Below are 17,011 nucleotides of genomic sequence, written 5' to 3' on the forward strand. Positions count from 1 at the left end.
CGGTCAGCGCCCCCGATACTCCGGCGTCTCCTTGTTCACGAACGCCCGCACCGCGATCCCGTGGTCCTCGGAGGCTCCCGCCCGTGTCTGCAGCTCGTCCTCCTTCTCCAGGGTCTCGGCCAGCGAGTGGGAGAACCCGTAGGCCATCGCCTCCTTGATCGCCGCGTACGCCACCGTCGGCCCCTCGGCCAGCATCCGCGCCACCTGCTCGGCGGCCGTGGGCAGCGAGGCCGCCGGCACAATCCGGTTCGCGATCCCCAGCTCGTACGCCTCCTGGGCCTTGATGCTGCGCGGGAAGAGCAGCAGATCGGCGGCCCGGCCGGGGCCGATCACCCGGGGCAGGGTCCAGGACACCCCGGAGTCGGCGGTGAGCGCGACCCCGGCGAAGGAGGTGTTGAAGGAGGCGGAGTCGGCGACCACGCGGTAGTCCGCCGCGAGCGCGAAGCCCAGGCCGGCGCCGGCGGCCACCCCGTTCACCCCGGCCACCACGGGCTTCGGCATCTCGGTGAGAGCCTTCACCACGGGGTTGTAGTGCTCCCTGACCGTGCTCATGACCTGCCCCGAGCCCTCGGCCAGCAGCCCGATGTGCTCCTTGAGGTCCTGCCCCACGCAGAAGGCCCGCTCCCCGGCGGCGGTCAGCAGCACCGCGCGCACCGCGTCGTCCCCGGCGGCCGCCTCCACGGCCTGCCGCAGGGCCACCTTCGTCGCGATGTCCAGCGCGTTCATCGCCTCGGGGCGGTTGAGCGTGATCGTCGCGAGTCCGTCGTGCACCTCGTAGAGCACGGTGTCGGCCATGGGGGTTCCCCTCCGGTGTCGCGGCAGGCGACGTACTGGTCAGTACGCCCTCGTCACAGCACAGCATGGCGGAGATCACGGGGGACGGCCGGGGCCGGACGTGTGACCTGCGTCAAAGAATCACCAATGGCCGAGCACCTACCCGGGACCGTGCGGTGGCGCAGTATCGCAGTCACACCGCCGAATTGGGTGGTTTTGCTCGCGCGCGTTGCCCAAGCGATGCCGACCGATGTTGGTCATCGGGTCATGAGATGCGGGATAATGGCCTGGAAGCAATGTGTTCGATGCCGGTGTCGCGTGTCCCCAGGTGGGGCCCGCGCCTGCCCTCCCGGGCCGTCGGCTTAGGCGATGAGCTGGTTTCAGGAAGGGGTACGAGCATGGCGGCCATGAAGCCGCGGACGGGCGATGGCCCGCTCGAGGTGACCAAGGAGGGGCGGGGCATCGTCATGCGAGTTCCGCTCGAAGGCGGCGGACGGCTCGTCGTCGAGCTGACCCCGGACGAGGCAGACGCCCTCGGCGACGCCCTCAAGAAGGTCGTCGGCTGACGCGCGTAGCGACCATACCCTTTCAGTCGCCCCGGCACCGCCCCACTCGGCGGTGCCGGGGCGCTGTTGTGCCGGAAGGTCCGCGGGGGCCGGACGGGCCCCGCGAGGGTGTCCCTCAGCGCTTGACCGCGCAGAGCAGACCGTCGCCCACCGGGAGCAAGGACGGCACCAGTTCGGAGCTCTCCCGGACCGTGCGCAGCAGCTCCCGCAGACGTATGACCTCGGTCGGCTGAGGGTTGGAGTCCACGGTGCGTCCGCTGGCGAAGACACCCTCGAAGGCGACGAGCCCACCGGGTCTGAGAAGCCGCAACGATTCAGCGAGGTAGTCGAGGCACTCCAGCCGGTCGCCGTCGCAGAAGACCAGGTCGTAGCCCGCGTCCGCGAGCCGCGGCAGCACGTCCAGCGCGTGGCCCGGGATGAAGCGCGCGCGGTTGCTGGCGAAGCCGGCCGCGCGGAACGCCTGCCGGGCGAACTGCTGGTGGTCCGGTTCCGGATCCACGGTGGTCAGCACCCCGTCCGGCCGCATACCGTGCAGCAGATGGATCCCGGAGACACCGGTCCCGGTCCCGATCTCCGCCACCGCCTTCGCGTCCACGGTGGCGGCGAGCACCCGCAGCGCGGCGCCCGTGCCGGGCGACACCGAGCGCAGCCCTGCCTCCCGGGCCCGGTCGCGGGCCCAGCGCAGCGCCTCGTCCTCGGCGACAAAGGCGTCGGCGAACGCCCAGCTCGTCAGCCGGTTGCCGGTAATGGCCCTCTCCTTATGTCCCCGTGGTTGCCTGGGCGTGACTGTATCCGTTGCCGTCGGGAACCTCCTGATGGGACCGGTCGTTTAAAGGGATGAGTGAGTGACGGGGGCCGCGACGGGGGGCACGGGATGGATCGGTCCGACGGGCGGGCGCGTGCTTCGGGGCTGGTGCTGACGGAGCCACCTGGGCCGCGTCAGCGAAATGAGCCACATCGGCGCCCAGCAATTTCTTATAAAACCGCTTATCCGGAGCTAACGGGCGAGGTGGCTATGGTAGGGGCTCCACTGGACACCACCAGAGCCGACAGGGGAGGTGCGGCCGCGCCTGGGGATCGGGGAGGAGTGCTACGGCGCTTCCTCGGATCGGCGGGCAAGCCGAAATCCGTGAACGACACCGCTGACCACAGCCACGCCGCCGTCGCACAGACCGCGACCTTCACCACGGACGCGCACGCGCAGGCGTGGACTCCGCCCACCTGGGAGGAGATCGTCAGCACCCACAGCGGCCGCGTCTACCGGCTCGCCTACCGTCTGACCGGCAACCAGCACGACGCCGAGGACCTCACCCAGGAAGTCTTCGTCCGCGTCTTCCGCTCCCTGTCGACGTACACGCCCGGCACCTTCGAGGGCTGGCTGCACCGCATCACCACCAACCTCTTCCTGGACATGGTCCGGCGCAAGCAGCGCATCCGCTTCGACGCCCTCGGGGACGACGCGGCCGAGCGCCTGCCCAGCCGCGAGCCCTCCCCGCAGCAGCTCTTCAACGACGCGCACTTCGACGCCGACGTCCAGCAGGCCCTCGACACTTTGGCGCCCGAGTTCCGCGCCGCCGTCGTCCTGTGCGACATCGAGGGACTGTCCTACGAGGAGATCGCCGCGACCCTGGGCGTCAAGCTCGGCACGGTCCGCTCGCGTATCCACCGCGGCCGCTCCCAGCTCCGCAAGGCCCTGGCGCACCGCTCACCGGAGGCCCGGGCCGAGCAGCGCCGCGGGTTCACGGTGCCGCGGGTGCCCGTGCTGGGAGGAGGGGGCGCGACCGCGTGAGTGGATCCCGTCCTACGCCTGCCGAGCAGCACCTGGGAGACCGTCTCTCCGCCCTGATCGACGGAGAGCTCGGTCATGAGGCGCGTGACCGCGTCCTGGCACATCTCGCCACGTGCGGGAAGTGCAAGATGGAGGCGGACGAGCAGCGCCGTCTGAAGAACGTCTTCGCGGAGGCCGCCCCGCCGCCCCCCTCCGAGAGCTTTCTGGCCCGCCTCCAGATGCTTCCGGCGGGCGGCGACAGCGGTTCACCGCTGTCCGGTGGTTTCGCGGGAAGAATCGGGAGCGCGGTCGGCGGGCCGGGTCTGCCCGACCCCTCCGACTCCCGTGACTTCGCGGGCTTCGGCGTCTACGGAGCCGGCGGCGACTCCTTCGGATACGTCCCGTCGGGACCACACGGCGGCGCTCTGACACCGTCGGAGGGCCGTGGTGCACTGGGCGGCCGGGGTTCGACCGGCGGCCGTGGCTTCCTCGGTGACCGGGGCTTCCTGGGCGGGCGGGGTTTCCTCGGCGACCGCGGGACGCTGGGCGACCGAGGTTTCCTGGGCGGCGCACGCGACCTCCCCGGCGGCGGGGACGCGGACGACCGTGCGGACCGGGAGGAGAGGGCCGGCGACGGCACCCGGGGCACGGGCGAACGGGGCTTCCGGATCCACGCCGTGAGCCGGCCGGAGTCCGAGCGTTCGGCCTCGCGCGGCATGCGGTTCGCCTTCGTTGCGGCGGGCGCGGTGTCGCTGGCCGCGATCGCCCTCGGCGGTGTGACCGGCGGGGCCCCCGTCGAGACGGCGGACGCCCGGGGCGGTCCCGGCTCCGGCAGCAATGTCACCCCGCTGCGGACGCAGGCCGCGGGCACGGTTCCGGCCTCCGAGTCGCAGCGCCGCCGGGGATCCACCATGGGGCCGCTGCTCGGGCAGGGGCAGCAGTCCCTGGGCGAGGTGCCCGTCGCTCCGACGGAGATCGCCGCGCCTCTGCTGCCCGGAGTCCCCGCTCCGGCCGGCCAGGACCGTCAGTCGGCGCACCCACTGGCAGCGCCGGTGCCGGTCGGTGCGGCCGTCCTGTCGCCGCTCATAGGTCCGCTCACCGCGGTACCGCCGCTGCAGCTGACCGACTGGTCCTCCGCGCAGGAGCTCACGGGACCGGGCCTGCTGGCGGCCCCCGACAGCACCTCGTCTCCCACACCCACCTCCCCCGTCCTGCGCTGACACCCGAGTTCTGCGCGCCGGCCCGCGAACCTGGTTGAATCCGGGGTGAGCCGTGTCCGCTCGGGCCGCTCCCGGTCCGAGGCACTCGGCGAACGGTGGGCGGCGGGCCGGTCCTCGGGACGGGCCCTAGGTGTGGGGAGAGCATGAACGAGGGGAAGCCCACGAAGGCGAAATGGTGGAGCCGCCCCCGAGCGCACGGCCCGGGGGCCGACACGGCGGGGGACCACGGAGACGCCCGGAGTTCTGACGGACCGACGGAAACCCCCGTCGCCGCAGGGACCGCCGGGGCGGGGCTCGGGGGAGCTGCGCCGCGTGCTGACTTCGCGGGGCCCGACGGGTCCACGGAGGCCGGCGGCGTCCCGGGGAGCACCGGGGCGACGACGGGGACTGCCGACGCGGTCCGTGGGGAAAACACCGAGGGTGACTTCGAGTTGGAGCGGCCGGTGACGGTGACCGATCCCGGCGGGGGCGACGCCCGGGGCGGCTCCTACGCCCCTTCCCCTGCGAACCATGCGAACTCCGACAGCGAGTCCGACTTCGAACTGGCCCGCCCGGCTGCCGAAGCCACGCTCCGGTCCCGCTCATCGACGGCCTCCCGCCCCGTGCGCAGCGACACGGACGGCGACTTCGAACTGGAGCGACCGGCAGGCGCGGGCGGGAACGGTACGGCGGGCGAGCCGGGCGGTTCGTCCGCGGAGCCCCGATCCGACGAGTGGGGATCCACCGAGCCCGGATCCGCCGAGGCCGAATCCGCCGTGTCCGCGAGCGCCTCGGCCGACACCGCCGTCGCCTCGGCCCCGCCCTCGGGCGCGACACGGCCCCTGAGCGCCTCTGACGCGCCCTCTGGGGGCCCCAAGCCGCTGCACGACCCCGATCCCTACCGGACCCCTCCCTACGGCGAGCCCGGCCCCTGGGCGCCCGCGCCGCCGGTCCAGCACCCGGCGACGACTCCCGCCCACGGGACGACCCCCGGGACGGGACGCCCGGCACCAGCCGTGCTCACGGAAGCGGGGGCCCAGCCGCACGACGAGGTGGCCCCGGCCGACGCGCCGACGCGCAGGGTGCCGACCGCCGCCACGCTCACCGAAGCGGCCTCGGCGACACCGCTGCCCGCTTCGGTGCCGCCGGAGCACGAGACCCCCGTACCGGCGACCGCCCAGCAGCCCGCGACGGCCACCCTGTACGCGGACGCGCCTGGGCCCGGCGCGGCCGCGCATCCCCCGGTCGCCTCCTACGCGTATCCCTCCCAGCCGGGGCCACCGCCTTTCGGGGACTCCGCGCAGGCCGTGCCGCCTTCCTATGCGGGAGGGGCCCCGCCCGCGCCGGCCGCCTACACGGACGGATCTCCACCGGCGCCGGCCGCCTACGCCGATCCCGCCCGGCCGCACCCCACCGCCCCGCAGGGGCCCTGGCGGAACTACGACCCGTGGGCCGGGTCGGGGTCGTTGCAGCAGAACGGTGCCGCGGTGGACGGCGGGGCGCGGCGCCGGCGGAGGGGACGGGGTCTGCTGGTGGGGGCCGTGCTGATCGCCGTCGTGGCCGGTGGCATCGGTGGAGCCGTGGGCGCGTATCTGGAGCGCAACGGCGGGGTCGGGGCGGTCGAGCTGCCGCAGACCGGTGACGGGGTGACCGGGCGGGCGCCCGACAGCGTCGCCGGTATCGCCGCCGGCGCGCTGCCCGGTGTCGTGACCCTGCATGTGAGCGGGGCGAGCGCGCAGGGCACGGGCACCGGCTTCGTGCTCGACGAGCGGGGTCACATCCTCACGAACAACCACGTCGTCGACCCCGCCGGTACGGACGGCGAGATATCGGTGACCTTCAGCGGCGGCGAGACCGCCAAGGCCACCGTCGTCGGCCGGGACACCGGCTACGACCTGGCCGTCGTCAAGGTGTCCGGCGTCAGAGGCCTCGAACCGCTGCCCCTGGGCAACTCCGAAGAGGTGCGGGTCGGCGACCCGGTCGTCGCCATCGGCGCCCCCTTCGACCTGGCCAACACCGTCACCTCCGGCATCATCAGCGCCAAGGAGCGGCCCATCACGGCCGGCGGTGAGAGCGGCGACGTGAGCGACGTGTCGTACGTGGACGCGCTGCAGACGGACGCGCCGATCAACCCCGGCAACTCCGGCGGACCGCTTCTCGACGGCAAGGGCCGGGTGATCGGAATCAACAGCGCCATCCGGTCCGCGGGCGGCGGCTCCGAGTCGGACGGCGGCCAGGCCGGGTCGATCGGGCTCGGCTTCGCGATCCCCATCAACCAGGGCAAGCGCGTCGCCGAGGAGCTGATCAACACCGGTAAGGCGAGCCACCCGGTGATCGGTGTCACTCTCGACATGGACTACTCCGGCGACGGCGCCCGGATCGGCGCCAAGGGCGACTCGGGCGCGGCCGGGGTCACCGAGGGCGGCCCCGCCGACCGGGCGGGCATCCGCCCGGGTGACGTCATCACCGAGGTCGACGGCCAGCGGGTCCACTCCGGTGACGAGCTGATCGTCAAGGTCCGCGCCCACCGGCCCGGCGACCGGCTGGAGCTGACCCTTCTGCGGGACGGCAGCCGGCGGACGGTCACGCTCACCCTCGGTTCGTCCGGCAGCGACTGACCGTCGGCCGGCGGCCGGGACGGCGGCGCCGTACTGACGGCAACGTCACAGGCGGGAGCCCCGTCCGCTCTCCCGCCCGGCCCCCGGCAGGCAAACAGCTGGGAAAACCGTCGTGCGGGCACGGTCCGAAGCCGTGCGAAGGTACCGGATCGCGGGGATGGCCGGGTACCGTGGATCCGGCCCGGACCGCGGAAGACCTGCCGAGGCCCGCGAATCGGGACCGAGGACATCGCAAGGAGCTTCAGGTGTTCAATGACATAGGTGCGCTCGAGGTGGTGACGCTCGTCGTCCTCGCCGTGCTCGTCTTCGGCCCGGACAAGCTCCCGAAGGTGATCCAGGACGTCACGCGGACGATCCGTAAGATCCGCGAGTTCTCGGACAGCGCCAAGGCGGACATCCGCAGCGAACTCGGCCCGGAGTTCAAGGACTTCGAGTTCGAGGACCTCAACCCCAAGACGTTCCTGCGCAAGCAGATGGACAACGACGAGCTGGGGCTGAAGGAGATCCGCAACGGCTTCGACGTGAAGAAGGAGATGGCCGAGCTGACCGACGCGGTCCACGGCCGCGAGTCGGAGTCGTCGTCCTCGTCCACCTCTTCCACCGCCGCCATCGGCTCCGGCTCCGACGGCTCCGCGTCCGGCTCGTCCGGCGGAACCATCGACATGACGAAAAAGTCCGAGCCGGCCGAGCGTCCGCCGTACGACCTGGACGCCACCTGAGCCGTACGGGCGACGCCCGTACACAGGTCACCGCACGCCCGCTCGGCGCCCGCACCGCCTCCGGCCTGGCCTTCCGTGCCCAGGGGCCCCGGCACCGTCGCGCCCCCTGCACGTGACGCGTTTCATACCGCAGCACACCCGCGCAGGGCCTCCGGCCGCCCGTACGCCGTCCTACGCGCCGGGTGCTTTCCCTGCTGCTCGGAGAGCTGTGGCTATGCTGCCCAGTTGTTGTGCGGACCGTAAGGAGAGCGAGCGACGACGCCCGTGGGGGGCGGGCCGCTCCGGTCCGTCGAGAGCTAGGAGGCGTCCGGCATGGAGACGACGAGTCGGGTAGGCGCGCAGGCGTCGGCCGCGGAGGGCGGACAACAGGTCCCCTCCGCCCGCCGCACGGTCGATGGTTACCTGCTGGCGCCCTTTCCCTGGTACGGCCTCGACGAGGCCTTCACGGGGCCGCGCTGGCTGATGCAGGTGGGCATGTCGGCGGAGGGAGCCGTCGAGCACGGCTCGATCGGACACGGTGACGAGCCCTCGGTGCGCAACGAGTTCACCGCATCGGCGGACGACGAGACCAAGGAGCGGTTCGCGGTCGTGGTGACGGTCGCCGCGAACGACGTACGGCGCAGCGCGGACGGCACGGGTGTGCTGGAGGCCACGTCGGTGTCCTCGGCGGCCTGGCTGGCGGGCGTCGGACTGCTGTCCTTCACCTGGCCGGGACAGCTGGACCACACCCTGCGGGACGAATGGGTGGACCAGCAGACCGAGACGGCGTGGGTCCTGGCGGACGACCTGGCCGGGCCCGACTGGTCGACGCTGTCCCTGCCCGTGGACGGGGTGCCCACGACGTTCCACTACCGCGAGTCCGAGTTCGGCTGGGTGCTCGCCGGGTCGACCTCGGAAGGGATGCACGTGGGGGCGTACGGGAGAGGGATGAGCGCCTACGGTCTGGGTTTCGCCGTGATCAAGGACATCGAGGCGTACGCGTAGGGGCGGAGGGCACCGCCGTGTGGTGCTGCGGTGCCCTCCACCCGTACCGCAATGGCGTCGGCGGTTCGGGGCCCGCGCGTGCGTGGCGGGCTGTCGCGCGGTTCCCCGCGCGCCCGAGAGGCGGCCCTCGCCCCCGGCAGGCGTCCTAGAACTTGTTCCTCGGGGTGATTCCCAGGCTCATGCCCGACAGGCCCCTCTGACGGCCGCCCAGCTTGCCGGCGATGGCGCGGAGGGCGGCGCCGGCGGGGGAGTCGGGGTCGGACAGGACGACGGGGCGGCCGTCGTCGCCGCCCTCACGGAGGCGGACGTCGATGGGGATGCTGCCGAGGACCGGGACCGTGGCACCGGTGGTGCGGGTGAGGCCGTCGGCGACGGACTGGCCTCCGCCCGTGCCGAAGACGTCGACCATCTCGTCGCAGTGCGGGCAGGGGAGGCCCGCCATGTTCTCCACGACGCCGACGATCTTCTGGTGGGTCTGGACGGCGATGGAACCGGCGCGCTCGGCGACCTCGGCCGCCGCCTGCTGGGGGGTCGTGACGACGAGGATCTCGGCGTTCGGGACCAGCTGGGCCACCGAGATGGCGATGTCGCCCGTGCCCGGCGGGAGGTCGAGGAGCAGGACGTCCAGGTCGCCCCAGTAGACGTCCGAGAGGAACTGCTGGAGGGCGCGGTGGAGCATCGGGCCGCGCCAGACCACGGGGGTGTTGCCCGGGGTGAACATGCCGATCGAGATGACCTTCACACCGTTCGCGGACGGCGGCATGATCATGTTCTCGACCTGGGTGGGGAGGCCGTCGGCGCCCAGCATGCGGGGCACGGAGTGGCCGTAGATGTCGGCGTCGACGACACCCACCTTGAGGCCGTCGGCGGCCATGGCCGCCGCCAGGTTCACCGTGACCGAGGACTTGCCGACACCGCCCTTGCCGGAGGCGACGGCGTACACGCGCGTGAGGGAGCCCGGCTTCGCGAACGGGACCTCGCGCTCCGCCTGGCCGCCACGCAGGGCACCCGCCAGCTCCTTGCGCTGTTCGTCGCTCATGACGTCCAGCTCGACGGTGACGCCGGTGACGCCCTCCACCGCCGCGACCGCGTCCGTCACCCGCTGGGTGATCGTGTCGCGCATGGGGCAGCCGGAGACCGTCAGGTACACGGCGACCGCGACCGCTCCGTCCGCGCCGATCTCCACCGACTTGACCATCCCCAGTTCGGTGATGGGACGGTTGATCTCGGGGTCGTTCACCGTCGACAGTGCCTCGCGCACCGCGTCTTCCGTAGCCATAGGGACGATGGTACGGCGACCCGCGTGGCCCCTGGGAGCCCCGTCAGCGGTCGCCCTTGTCACGTCCGCGCGGGTGTTCCGGCGGGAATACCTTCCGGGTTCCGCGCGGAGCCTCCCCGTCGTGCTCCTGCAGCTCTCTGACCAGGTCGTGCAGCTCGGAACGCAGCCAGTCGCGGGTGGCGACCTCGCCGAGGCCAATGCGCAGCGCGGCGATCTCCCTGGTCAGGTACTCGGTGTCGGCGATCGAGCGCTCGTTCTGCTTGCGGTCCTGCTCCAGGTTGACCCGGTCGCGGTCGTCCTGGCGGTTCTGCGCGAGCAGGATCAGCGGGGCGGCGTAGGAGGCCTGCAGGGAGAGCATCAGGGTCAGGAAGATGAAGGGGTAGTTGTCGAAGCGCAGGTCGCGGGGGGCGGAGACGTTCCACACGACCCACAGGATGATGACGACCGTCATCCACACCAGGAACGTGCCCGTGCCCAGGAATCGCGCGATCCGCTCCGACAGACGTCCGAACGCCTCCGGGTCCCACTCGGGCAGGAACCTGGCCCGGCGCGGCAGCGGCTGGTCGAGACGGGTACGGGGGCGGGCGGTGGCCCCGGAGAGCGGGCGCTCCCGCTGAGGCCCTCCGGAGGAGGCCGTGCGCTCCCGGGCGCCCACGCCGGAGTGCGCCCGCTCACGCCCCGTGTGCCGGCTCTCACGGGCCCCCGGCCGCCTTTCGCGCCCGTCCCGGTCAGGAACCATCCGACGTTCCCTCCTCCTGGGCGGTGACGGAGTCGTCCTCGTGCAGGTGGAACTCCGTCTCCCGCCAGTCCTCGGGCAGCATGTGGTCCAGCACGTCGTCCACGGTCACCGCGCCCAGCAGCGAGCCGCTCTCGTCCACCACGGGCGCCGCGACCATGTCGTACGTCGCGAAGAACCCGGCGACGGCGCGCAGCGCGGCCTCCGGGTCCAGCGGCTGGAGATCGTCGTCGAGGATCGAACCGACGAGGGTGTACGGCGGGTCCCGCAGCAGGCGCTGGAAGTGGACCGTGCCCAGGTACTTGCCGGTCGGGGTCTCGTCGGGCGGCCGGCACACATAGACCTGGGCGGCCAGCGCGGGGGACAGGTCGGCGTTGCGGACCCGCGCGAGCGCGTCGGCGACGGTCGCGTCCGGGCGCAGCACGATCGGCTCGGTGGTCATCAGACCGCCGGCCGTCTTCTCCTCGTACGCCATGAGCCGCCGTACGTCCGCCGCGTCGTCCGGCTGCATCAGGGTCAGCAGCCGCTCCTGCTCCTCCTCCGGGAGCTCGGCGAGGAGGTCGGCGGCGTCGTCGGGGTCCATGGCCTCCAGGACGTCGGCGGCCCGCTCCTCCTTGAGCTTGCCGAGGATCTCGATCTGGTCGTCCTCGGGCAGCTCCTCCAGGACGTCGGCGAGCCGGTCGTCGTCGAGGGCGGCGGCGACCTCGGCCCGGCGCTTGGGGGAGAGGTGGTGCAGGACGTTCGCGAGGTCGGCCGGGCGGAGCTGCTCGAAGGTCGCGAGGAGGCTCTCGGCGCCCTGCCCGTGCTCCTCCAGCGAGAACCCGGTGACCGCCGACCACTCCACCGTCAGCGTCTCTCCCTTGTGGCGCCGGAACGCGCCGCCCTTGCCCTTGCGGACGAACACCCGGTCGATCTCCCAGTCCCGGCGGGCCGGCAGCTGCTGGACGGAGACGTCGAGGACCGTCACCTCCTCGCCCGTGTCCACGAGTTGTACCCGGCGGTCCAGCAGTTCCCCGACGACGAGGCGCTCGGTGGGGCGCTGCTCGAACCGGCGCACGTTCAGCACACCGGTGGTGATGACCTGGCCGGACTGGATGCCGGTGACCCGGGTCATGGGCAGGAAGATCCGGCGGCGGGTGGACAGTTCGACGACCAGACCGAGCAGCCTCGGCGGCTTCCGGCCCACCCGCAGGATGGCGACGAGGTCGCGGACGCGGCCCACCTGATCGCCGCTCGGATCGAAGACGGCGACGCCGGAGAGGTGGGAGACGAAGATCCGGGGCGCCACCGCCGCCATGAGCCGCCCCTTTCCTTCGCGTCGAGAGGGGATTGTCCGCCGAGGAGGGCTTCAGGCTAGCCCGTCCCGATCGGATATGCCCTGGTGAGCGGTGCGGACGGACTGACTCCCAGGTGCGCCGGGAGCCCCGGTACTCTGCGGTACGCCTGGACTCCCCACGAAGAGGTGCATCGCCTGTGACTGTGATTCCCCGTACCCGAAGGGCCGCACTGGTGAGCGCCGTCTGCACCCTCGTGGCCTGCGGGCTGGGGCTCACCGGATGCGGCGAGGATCCCGACGAGGGCACCAACGGGGTCGGCAAGCTGGAGCCGGCGAAGATCCAGAGCACGACCCTGGCGGCGGCCACCGCGGCGGACACGGTCCGGCTGTCCGGGGCGGTGGTGACCAGCGGCAAGACGTACCGGCTGGACATGCGCCTGAAGAAGGACGGCGGCACGGGCTCGGTGACGTCCGAGGGGTCCACGTTCCGGCTGCTGAAGGTCGGCGAACACCTTTTCCTCAAGGCCGACAAGGACTTCTGGAAGCACCAGGACTCCGGGAAGAACGGCGGCGACCACGGCGGCTCGGAGACGGGTGCGGCGGACAAGCTGGACGGCATGTACGTGAAGGTGCCGACCGGGGACCCCGCCTACAAGCGCCTCAGCGGCTTCACCGACAAGGACGTCCTGCTCAACAGCCTGCTCACCCTGCACGGCTCGCTGTCCAAGGACGGCCACCACGAACAGTCCGGCATCCGCACGATCCGCATCACCGGCGACAAGGGCTCCGGCGGCACCCTCGACGTCTCCCTGAAGGGCACCCCCTACCCCCTGCGCCTCGTCCGCGCCGGTGACGCCGGCACCATCCTCCTCACCGACTGGGGCAAGGACTTCGCCCTCGAGGAGCCGGACGAGAAGTCGGTGGTGGACTACGGGCGGCAACTGCCGACGTCGTAGGGCCGCCCGGAGCCGCAGGCGTGCCCGGATCCGCAGGTCAGCCCCGGCCCGCCGATCGGCCGGCTCCGTCGGTCGGTCCGGCTCCGTCAGTCGTCCGGGCCCCGTCGGTCGGCCCGGCCCCGTCGGTCGGCCCGGCCCCGTCAGTCGTCCGGGCGGGTCAGCCCGAAGCTCCGTCAGTCGTCCGGGCGGGTCAGCCCGAAGCTCCGCCCGTCACCTCAGCTCCGCTTGCGGCGGCCGAACAGCAGGCGGGGTACCGCCGCCGGGATGGGCCGGCGCGTCGTCGCGGGGGTCGGTACCGGAGCCTGCGCCAGGTCGCCGTCGGGCACCGGCAGGGTCGATCCCGTCGGCTCCAGGCGGAGCACCCGGCACTCACGGGCCCAGCGGCCCGGCATCGCCTCGCCGTCGGGCGCGTTGAGACGCTTGCCCTTCAGCTCGGTCACGGCGGCCTCCCACTCGGCGGACCCGGGGGCCAACTCGACCACCCGCGCGGCCCAGGCGACCAGCCGCCCGCCCTTGTCCTTGCTGCGGACGGTCACCACGGCCGGGCCTCCGTCGACCAGATCCGGCAACGGCTGCTCACCGGGCCCGTCACCGACCAGGCACGCCGCACCCTCGTGCCAGACGTGCCACAGCGCGCGCGACGGCGCCTCCCGGCCCTGGAGCGCCCCGCCACCGCGTACCCAGACGAGCCCGGACTTCTTGGTGGCCTCCTCGACGAGGGCCCGATCGAGCAGCGCGTCGCCGGTCGACGCCTCGTCCGTCGACGAACCACCCGTCGGCGCATCGGCGGTCGGCGGATCGGAGGCCAGGGAGTCGGAGGTCATGGGGGCAGCCTAACCGCGCGCTCCCCGAAGATCCCCGGCCCCGCCGCCCCGGCCCGGTACCCGTCGGCCTACAGCCACCCGTTGCGCTTCAGCGTGCGGTGGATGCCGAGGCAGAGCGCGACCGTGACGCCGAGGACCACCGGGTAGCCGAACTTCCAGTGCGTCTCCGGCATGTAGTCGAAGTTCATGCCGTAGACGCCGCACACCATCGTCGGGACGGCGATGATGGCCGCCCACGACGTGATCTTGCGCATGTCCTCGTTCTGCGCGACGGAGGCCTGCGCCAGGTTCGCCTGGAGGATCGAGTTGAGCAGCTCGTCGAAGCCGACGACCTGCTCCTGGACGCGGGCGAGGTGGTCGGCCACGTCACGGAAGTACTTCTGGATGTCCGGGTCGATCAGCCGCATCGGCCGCTCGCTCAGCAGCTGCATGGGCCGCACCAGCGGCAGCACCGCACGCTTGAACTCCATGACCTCGCGCTTGAGTTGGTAGATCCGGCCGGCGTCGGTGCCCCGGGGCGTGCCCTTGCGCCCGGGGGAGAACACCTCCGTCTCCACCTCGTCGATGTCGTCCTGCACGGCGTCCGCGACCGCCACGTACCCGTCGACGACGTGGTCGGCGATGGCGTGCAGCACGGCCGAGGGGCCCTTGCCGAGCAACTCCGGGTCGTCCTGCAGCCGGTGACGCAGCGCCCGCAACGAGCCCTGCCCGCCGTGCCGCACGGTGATGAAGAAGTCCCGCCCGGTGAAGCACATGACCTCGCCGGACTCCACGACCTCGCTGGTGGCGGTGAGTTCGTCGTGCTCCACGTAGTGGATCGTCTTGAAGACGGTGAAGAGGGTGTCGTCGTAGCGCTCCAGCTTGGGCCGCTGGTGCGCGTGCACCGCGTCCTCCACGGCCAGCGGGTGCAGCCCGAACTCGGCGGCGATACCGGCGAATTCGGCCTCCGAGGGCTCGTGCAGACCGATCCAGACGAATCCGCCGTCGCGGCGCGCCTGACGGATGGCCTCATGCGGCGTCAGGTCGCGCTCGAACGTGACACGTGCGCCGTCGCGGTACACGCCGCAGTCGACCACGGCCGTAGGCGCCTCCGCCGGACGCGTGGCGTCGTACACGCCACCGTCCTTGCGCAGCGACAGCCGGGAGGGACGGGACGGGCGGACCGCGGCACGCAGGTTGTGGATCATCGACATGAGCAGGCTCCTTCGCAACGAAAGGCCGCCGACGACGGTTGGAACTACCCGGAATGGGGACGTTTTGACTTCGAACGTTTGGCACGTCCACAAAGCGGGGAGCACCGCACCGTCGCGGTGACAGCTTCGCTTGACTCGGACCGGGCGACGCCCGGCCGGTGAGAGCCGGAGACGTCCGATCGGCGATGTAGATCAAGACGGGAAAGAAGTGCTCTTCCGATGCGCGACGACCGTCGAGCGGCACGACGCGGGACGAGGGTGGTAGCCGACGGAGCGAGAAATACGGCTACGGCAGGAGCTACGGAACTCGGCGAGCGGAAGAGCGGGTGGTACTGCCAGGTCGACTTCGGTCCATCGCAGCCCCACCTCCTCCGGCCGGTCCCCCGTGAGGGACGTTCCATACCCCGTTCGGGGTTCCCCGTAGGGGAGTCAGTCTTTTCGGTCCGGGACGCGAAGGCGTGAGAAGCCTTGAGCGCGAGGCCGCTGCGTGCTGCCCGCATGCTGTCCCGACCGGCGGCCCAGACTAACAGTCGGCCGCGGTGTCAAGGCGCCCGTTTGCCGGTTCCTGACGAGTTCTATGCTCGGATCATGGCTGATGTTCTTCCGTTGGTGGAGGCCCGTCTGCGCACCGCGCTGGGCGAACCGGACGCGCGCGCCGCCGTCACCTTCCTCGGCACGGACCGTATCGAGGTGCTCCGTTTCGTCGACGGCGACGTCGTCCGGTACGCCACGCTCGGCATGTCGGCCCAGCCGATGGCCGACCCCACCGCGGTCCTCGCCGACCCCGTGAAGGGCCCCCGCGCGGAACTCGTCCTGTCCGTGCGGCACGGCGTCGCCGACACCGACAAGGTGCTCCGCCCGCTCGCCGTGCTCGCCGCGTCACCGCAGGTCGAGGGGGTGATCGTGGCTCCCGGCGCCTCTCTCGACGTGGGCGGCCCGCTCTGGCCGGGAGCCCCCTTCACCTCTGTCCTCGTCGCCGAGTCGGGCGGCCTGGTCGAGGACCTCGAACTCGACGCGCCCGCCGACCCCGTACGGTTCCTGCCCCTGCTGCCGATGACCGCCAACGAGGCGGCCTGGAAGCGCGTGCACGGCGCCCAGGCCCTCCAGGAGCGCTGGCTCACCCAGGGGACGGATCTGCGTGACCCGTCCCGCAGGTCGGTCTCCCTGGACTGACCGGACGGCCCCGCGCGACTTCCCCGTGTGACGGACGGCACGCCATACGTGACCGGAGGTTGCTCGGGAGGTGGCCGAAAATCGCCGCTTCCCTTGACCGTGTGGGTAGTTGAATCCGTTGGCCGGTCCGACGGACCGGCCGGCGCCCGAAGGCCGGTGCGTGTGCGCGGAATGTGACGCGCACACGCCGGTCGGGTGATCGTCCTTGACGCGAGGAAGCACGGGGAGGACCGTTGGGCCCTATGAGGGGCGAACCCAGTTGCCCGAAGTGTGGTGGCCGGGTCAGGGCTCCCGGCCTCTTTGCCGACTCCTGGCAGTGCGCCGCGCACGGGACGGTGCACCCGCTGCAGCCCGTGATCCCGCCCAGCGTCGAGGCCCTCGGCGTCGTGGTGCACCGTGCCAAGGTGCCCGTCTGGATGCCGTGGCCGCTGCCCGTGGGCTGGCTGTTCACGGGCGCCGCGTTCGCCGGTGACGACCGCAGCGGCGGACGCGCCACCGCCGTGGCCTGTTCGGGTCCCGGGCCGCTCGGCGGCGTCGGCGAACTCGTCCTCATCGCGGAGGAACTCGGTGTGGGTCTCGGTGCGCGCTACGCGGGCATCGACGGTCCCGATCCCGGGCCCTACCTGAGCGTCGAGAAACCACCCCAGGCCAAGGTGCTCGCCGCCGGCCGTCCCACGCCGCTGTGGCATGTCACCGGTACGCCGGACGACCGTGCCGTTTTCGCGGGGGAGGCGCTCGGCCTGTGGCTCTGGGCCGTCGTGTGGCCCGAGCAGACCGGGCTCCTGATGTACGACGAACTGGTCCTGACGGATCTGCGGGACGCGGGCGCGGAGGTGGAACTGCTGCCGTGCGGGGCGCTCTCGCCGCGGATCCTGGAACCGTAGGGCGCCTGCGGGGGAAGGGCGTGCTGACCTCCGTAGGGCGCCTGCGGGCGAAGGGCGTGCGG

The 17,011-nt window shown here is 72.2% G+C and carries 16 protein-coding genes; 9 read left to right on the plus strand and 7 right to left on the minus strand.

Features of this window, described 5'->3' with window-relative positions; translation table 11 throughout:
- Window positions 1-3: 3 nt before the first annotated feature.
- Complete coding sequence (gene chcB / locus STRBO_RS0106660) at window positions 4-795, minus strand: 2-cyclohexenylcarbonyl CoA isomerase (RefSeq protein WP_005480588.1); 792 nt, start codon at window positions 793-795, stop codon at window positions 4-6.
- A 377-nt stretch (window positions 796-1,172) separates the two neighbouring features.
- Between chcB and STRBO_RS41410 the strand changes: the two genes are divergently transcribed.
- Window positions 1,173-1,340, plus strand: a complete 168-nt coding sequence (locus STRBO_RS41410) for a DUF3117 domain-containing protein (protein WP_003966491.1) — start codon at window positions 1,173-1,175, stop codon at window positions 1,338-1,340.
- A 115-nt stretch (window positions 1,341-1,455) separates the two neighbouring features.
- On the opposite strand, the gene STRBO_RS39940 is transcribed toward STRBO_RS41410, so the two are convergent.
- Complete coding sequence (locus STRBO_RS39940; RefSeq protein ID WP_280634026.1) at window positions 1,456-2,157, minus strand: O-methyltransferase; 702 nt, start codon at window positions 2,155-2,157, stop codon at window positions 1,456-1,458.
- A gap of 270 nt (window positions 2,158-2,427) precedes the next feature.
- On the opposite strand from STRBO_RS39940, the gene sigE reads away from it, so the two are divergent.
- From sigE to STRBO_RS0106695, 5 genes are all read left to right on the plus strand, one after another.
- Complete coding sequence (gene sigE / locus STRBO_RS0106675; protein WP_005480569.1) at window positions 2,428-3,129, plus strand: RNA polymerase sigma factor SigE; 702 nt, start codon at window positions 2,428-2,430, stop codon at window positions 3,127-3,129.
- Window positions 3,126-4,328: an anti-sigma factor family protein gene (locus STRBO_RS0106680; protein ID WP_005480568.1), complete on the plus strand. Its 1,203-nt coding sequence runs from the start codon at window positions 3,126-3,128 to the stop codon at window positions 4,326-4,328. The genes sigE and STRBO_RS0106680 overlap by 4 nt, the downstream gene beginning before the upstream one ends.
- 443 nt (window positions 4,329-4,771) lie before the next feature.
- Window positions 4,772-6,925, plus strand: coding sequence for a S1C family serine protease (locus STRBO_RS39945; RefSeq protein ID WP_020113962.1), 2,154 nt, complete (start codon window positions 4,772-4,774; stop codon window positions 6,923-6,925).
- A gap of 245 nt (window positions 6,926-7,170) precedes the next feature.
- Window positions 7,171-7,644 carry a sec-independent translocase gene (locus STRBO_RS0106690; RefSeq protein ID WP_005480565.1) on the plus strand — a complete coding sequence of 158 codons (474 nt, stop codon included), beginning with the start codon at window positions 7,171-7,173 and terminating at the stop codon, window positions 7,642-7,644.
- 312 nt (window positions 7,645-7,956) lie between these two features.
- On the plus strand, window positions 7,957-8,628 hold the full coding sequence (locus tag STRBO_RS0106695) for a hypothetical protein (RefSeq protein WP_005480564.1): 672 nt from the start codon (window positions 7,957-7,959) through the stop codon (window positions 8,626-8,628).
- Window positions 8,629-8,773: 145 nt separating this feature from the next.
- On the opposite strand, the gene STRBO_RS0106700 is transcribed toward STRBO_RS0106695, so the two are convergent.
- The 3 genes from STRBO_RS0106700 to STRBO_RS0106710 are packed head-to-tail and all read right to left on the minus strand — an operon-like array spanning window position 8,774 to window position 11,940.
- Entirely contained in the window at window positions 8,774-9,907 is a 1,134-nt protein-coding gene (locus STRBO_RS0106700; protein ID WP_028796511.1) for an Mrp/NBP35 family ATP-binding protein, read from the minus strand.
- Between the two features lie 43 nt (window positions 9,908-9,950).
- Window positions 9,951-10,646, minus strand: a complete 696-nt coding sequence (locus STRBO_RS0106705) for a DUF1003 domain-containing protein (protein WP_202499698.1) — start codon at window positions 10,644-10,646, stop codon at window positions 9,951-9,953.
- Window positions 10,636-11,940, minus strand: coding sequence for a magnesium transporter MgtE N-terminal domain-containing protein (locus tag STRBO_RS0106710; RefSeq protein WP_005480560.1), 1,305 nt, complete (start codon window positions 11,938-11,940; stop codon window positions 10,636-10,638). Before STRBO_RS0106710 ends, STRBO_RS0106705 begins: the two co-directional genes overlap by 11 nt.
- A 176-nt stretch (window positions 11,941-12,116) precedes the next feature.
- On the opposite strand from STRBO_RS0106710, the gene STRBO_RS0106715 reads away from it, so the two are divergent.
- Window positions 12,117-12,875 (plus strand): hypothetical protein, encoded by a 759-nt coding sequence (locus STRBO_RS0106715; protein ID WP_005480558.1) that lies wholly within the window; start codon window positions 12,117-12,119, stop codon window positions 12,873-12,875.
- Window positions 12,876-13,090: 215 nt separating this feature from the next.
- Here the strand turns inward: STRBO_RS0106715 and STRBO_RS0106720 are convergent, their stop codons facing one another.
- Window positions 13,091-13,699 carry a hypothetical protein gene (locus STRBO_RS0106720; RefSeq protein ID WP_005480557.1) on the minus strand — a complete coding sequence of 203 codons (609 nt, stop codon included), beginning with the start codon at window positions 13,697-13,699 and terminating at the stop codon, window positions 13,091-13,093.
- A gap of 68 nt (window positions 13,700-13,767) precedes the next feature.
- Window positions 13,768-14,892: a magnesium and cobalt transport protein CorA gene (locus STRBO_RS0106725; protein WP_005480555.1), complete on the minus strand. Its 1,125-nt coding sequence runs from the start codon at window positions 14,890-14,892 to the stop codon at window positions 13,768-13,770.
- Window positions 14,893-15,480: 588 nt separating this feature from the next.
- Here STRBO_RS0106725 and STRBO_RS0106730 point away from each other — a divergent pair.
- Both STRBO_RS0106730 and STRBO_RS0106735 read left to right on the plus strand, forming a co-directional pair.
- Window positions 15,481-16,065, plus strand: a complete 585-nt coding sequence (locus STRBO_RS0106730; protein WP_005480553.1) for a suppressor of fused domain protein — start codon at window positions 15,481-15,483, stop codon at window positions 16,063-16,065.
- A gap of 242 nt (window positions 16,066-16,307) precedes the next feature.
- Window positions 16,308-16,949: a DUF6758 family protein gene (locus tag STRBO_RS0106735; RefSeq protein ID WP_028796513.1), complete on the plus strand. Its 642-nt coding sequence runs from the start codon at window positions 16,308-16,310 to the stop codon at window positions 16,947-16,949.
- The last annotated feature ends 62 nt before the right edge of the window (window positions 16,950-17,011 follow it).

Source organism: Streptomyces bottropensis ATCC 25435, assembly GCF_000383595.1.
In the GTDB taxonomy this organism is placed as follows: Bacteria; Actinomycetota; Actinomycetes; order Streptomycetales; family Streptomycetaceae; genus Streptomyces; species Streptomyces bottropensis.

Bases quoted from the DNA above. Each gene is read 5' to 3' on its own strand.
- chcB (WP_005480588.1), bottom strand. From the start codon at position 795: ATGGCCGACACCGTGCTCTACGAGGTGCACGACGGACTCGCGACGATC.
- STRBO_RS41410 (WP_003966491.1), top strand. From the start codon at position 1,173: ATGGCGGCCATGAAGCCGCGGACGGGCGATGGCCCGCTCGAGGTGACC.
- STRBO_RS0106695 (WP_005480564.1), top strand. From the start codon at position 7,957: ATGGAGACGACGAGTCGGGTAGGCGCGCAGGCGTCGGCCGCGGAGGGC.
- STRBO_RS0106700 (WP_028796511.1), bottom strand. From the start codon at position 9,907: ATGGCTACGGAAGACGCGGTGCGCGAGGCACTGTCGACGGTGAACGAC.
- STRBO_RS0106705 (WP_202499698.1), bottom strand. From the start codon at position 10,646: ATGGTTCCTGACCGGGACGGGCGCGAAAGGCGGCCGGGGGCCCGTGAG.
- STRBO_RS0106710 (WP_005480560.1), bottom strand. From the start codon at position 11,940: ATGGCGGCGGTGGCGCCCCGGATCTTCGTCTCCCACCTCTCCGGCGTC.
- STRBO_RS0106720 (WP_005480557.1), bottom strand. From the start codon at position 13,699: ATGACCTCCGACTCCCTGGCCTCCGATCCGCCGACCGCCGATGCGCCG.
- STRBO_RS0106725 (WP_005480555.1), bottom strand. From the start codon at position 14,892: ATGTCGATGATCCACAACCTGCGTGCCGCGGTCCGCCCGTCCCGTCCC.
- STRBO_RS0106730 (WP_005480553.1), top strand. From the start codon at position 15,481: ATGGCTGATGTTCTTCCGTTGGTGGAGGCCCGTCTGCGCACCGCGCTG.
- STRBO_RS0106735 (WP_028796513.1), top strand. From the start codon at position 16,308: ATGAGGGGCGAACCCAGTTGCCCGAAGTGTGGTGGCCGGGTCAGGGCT.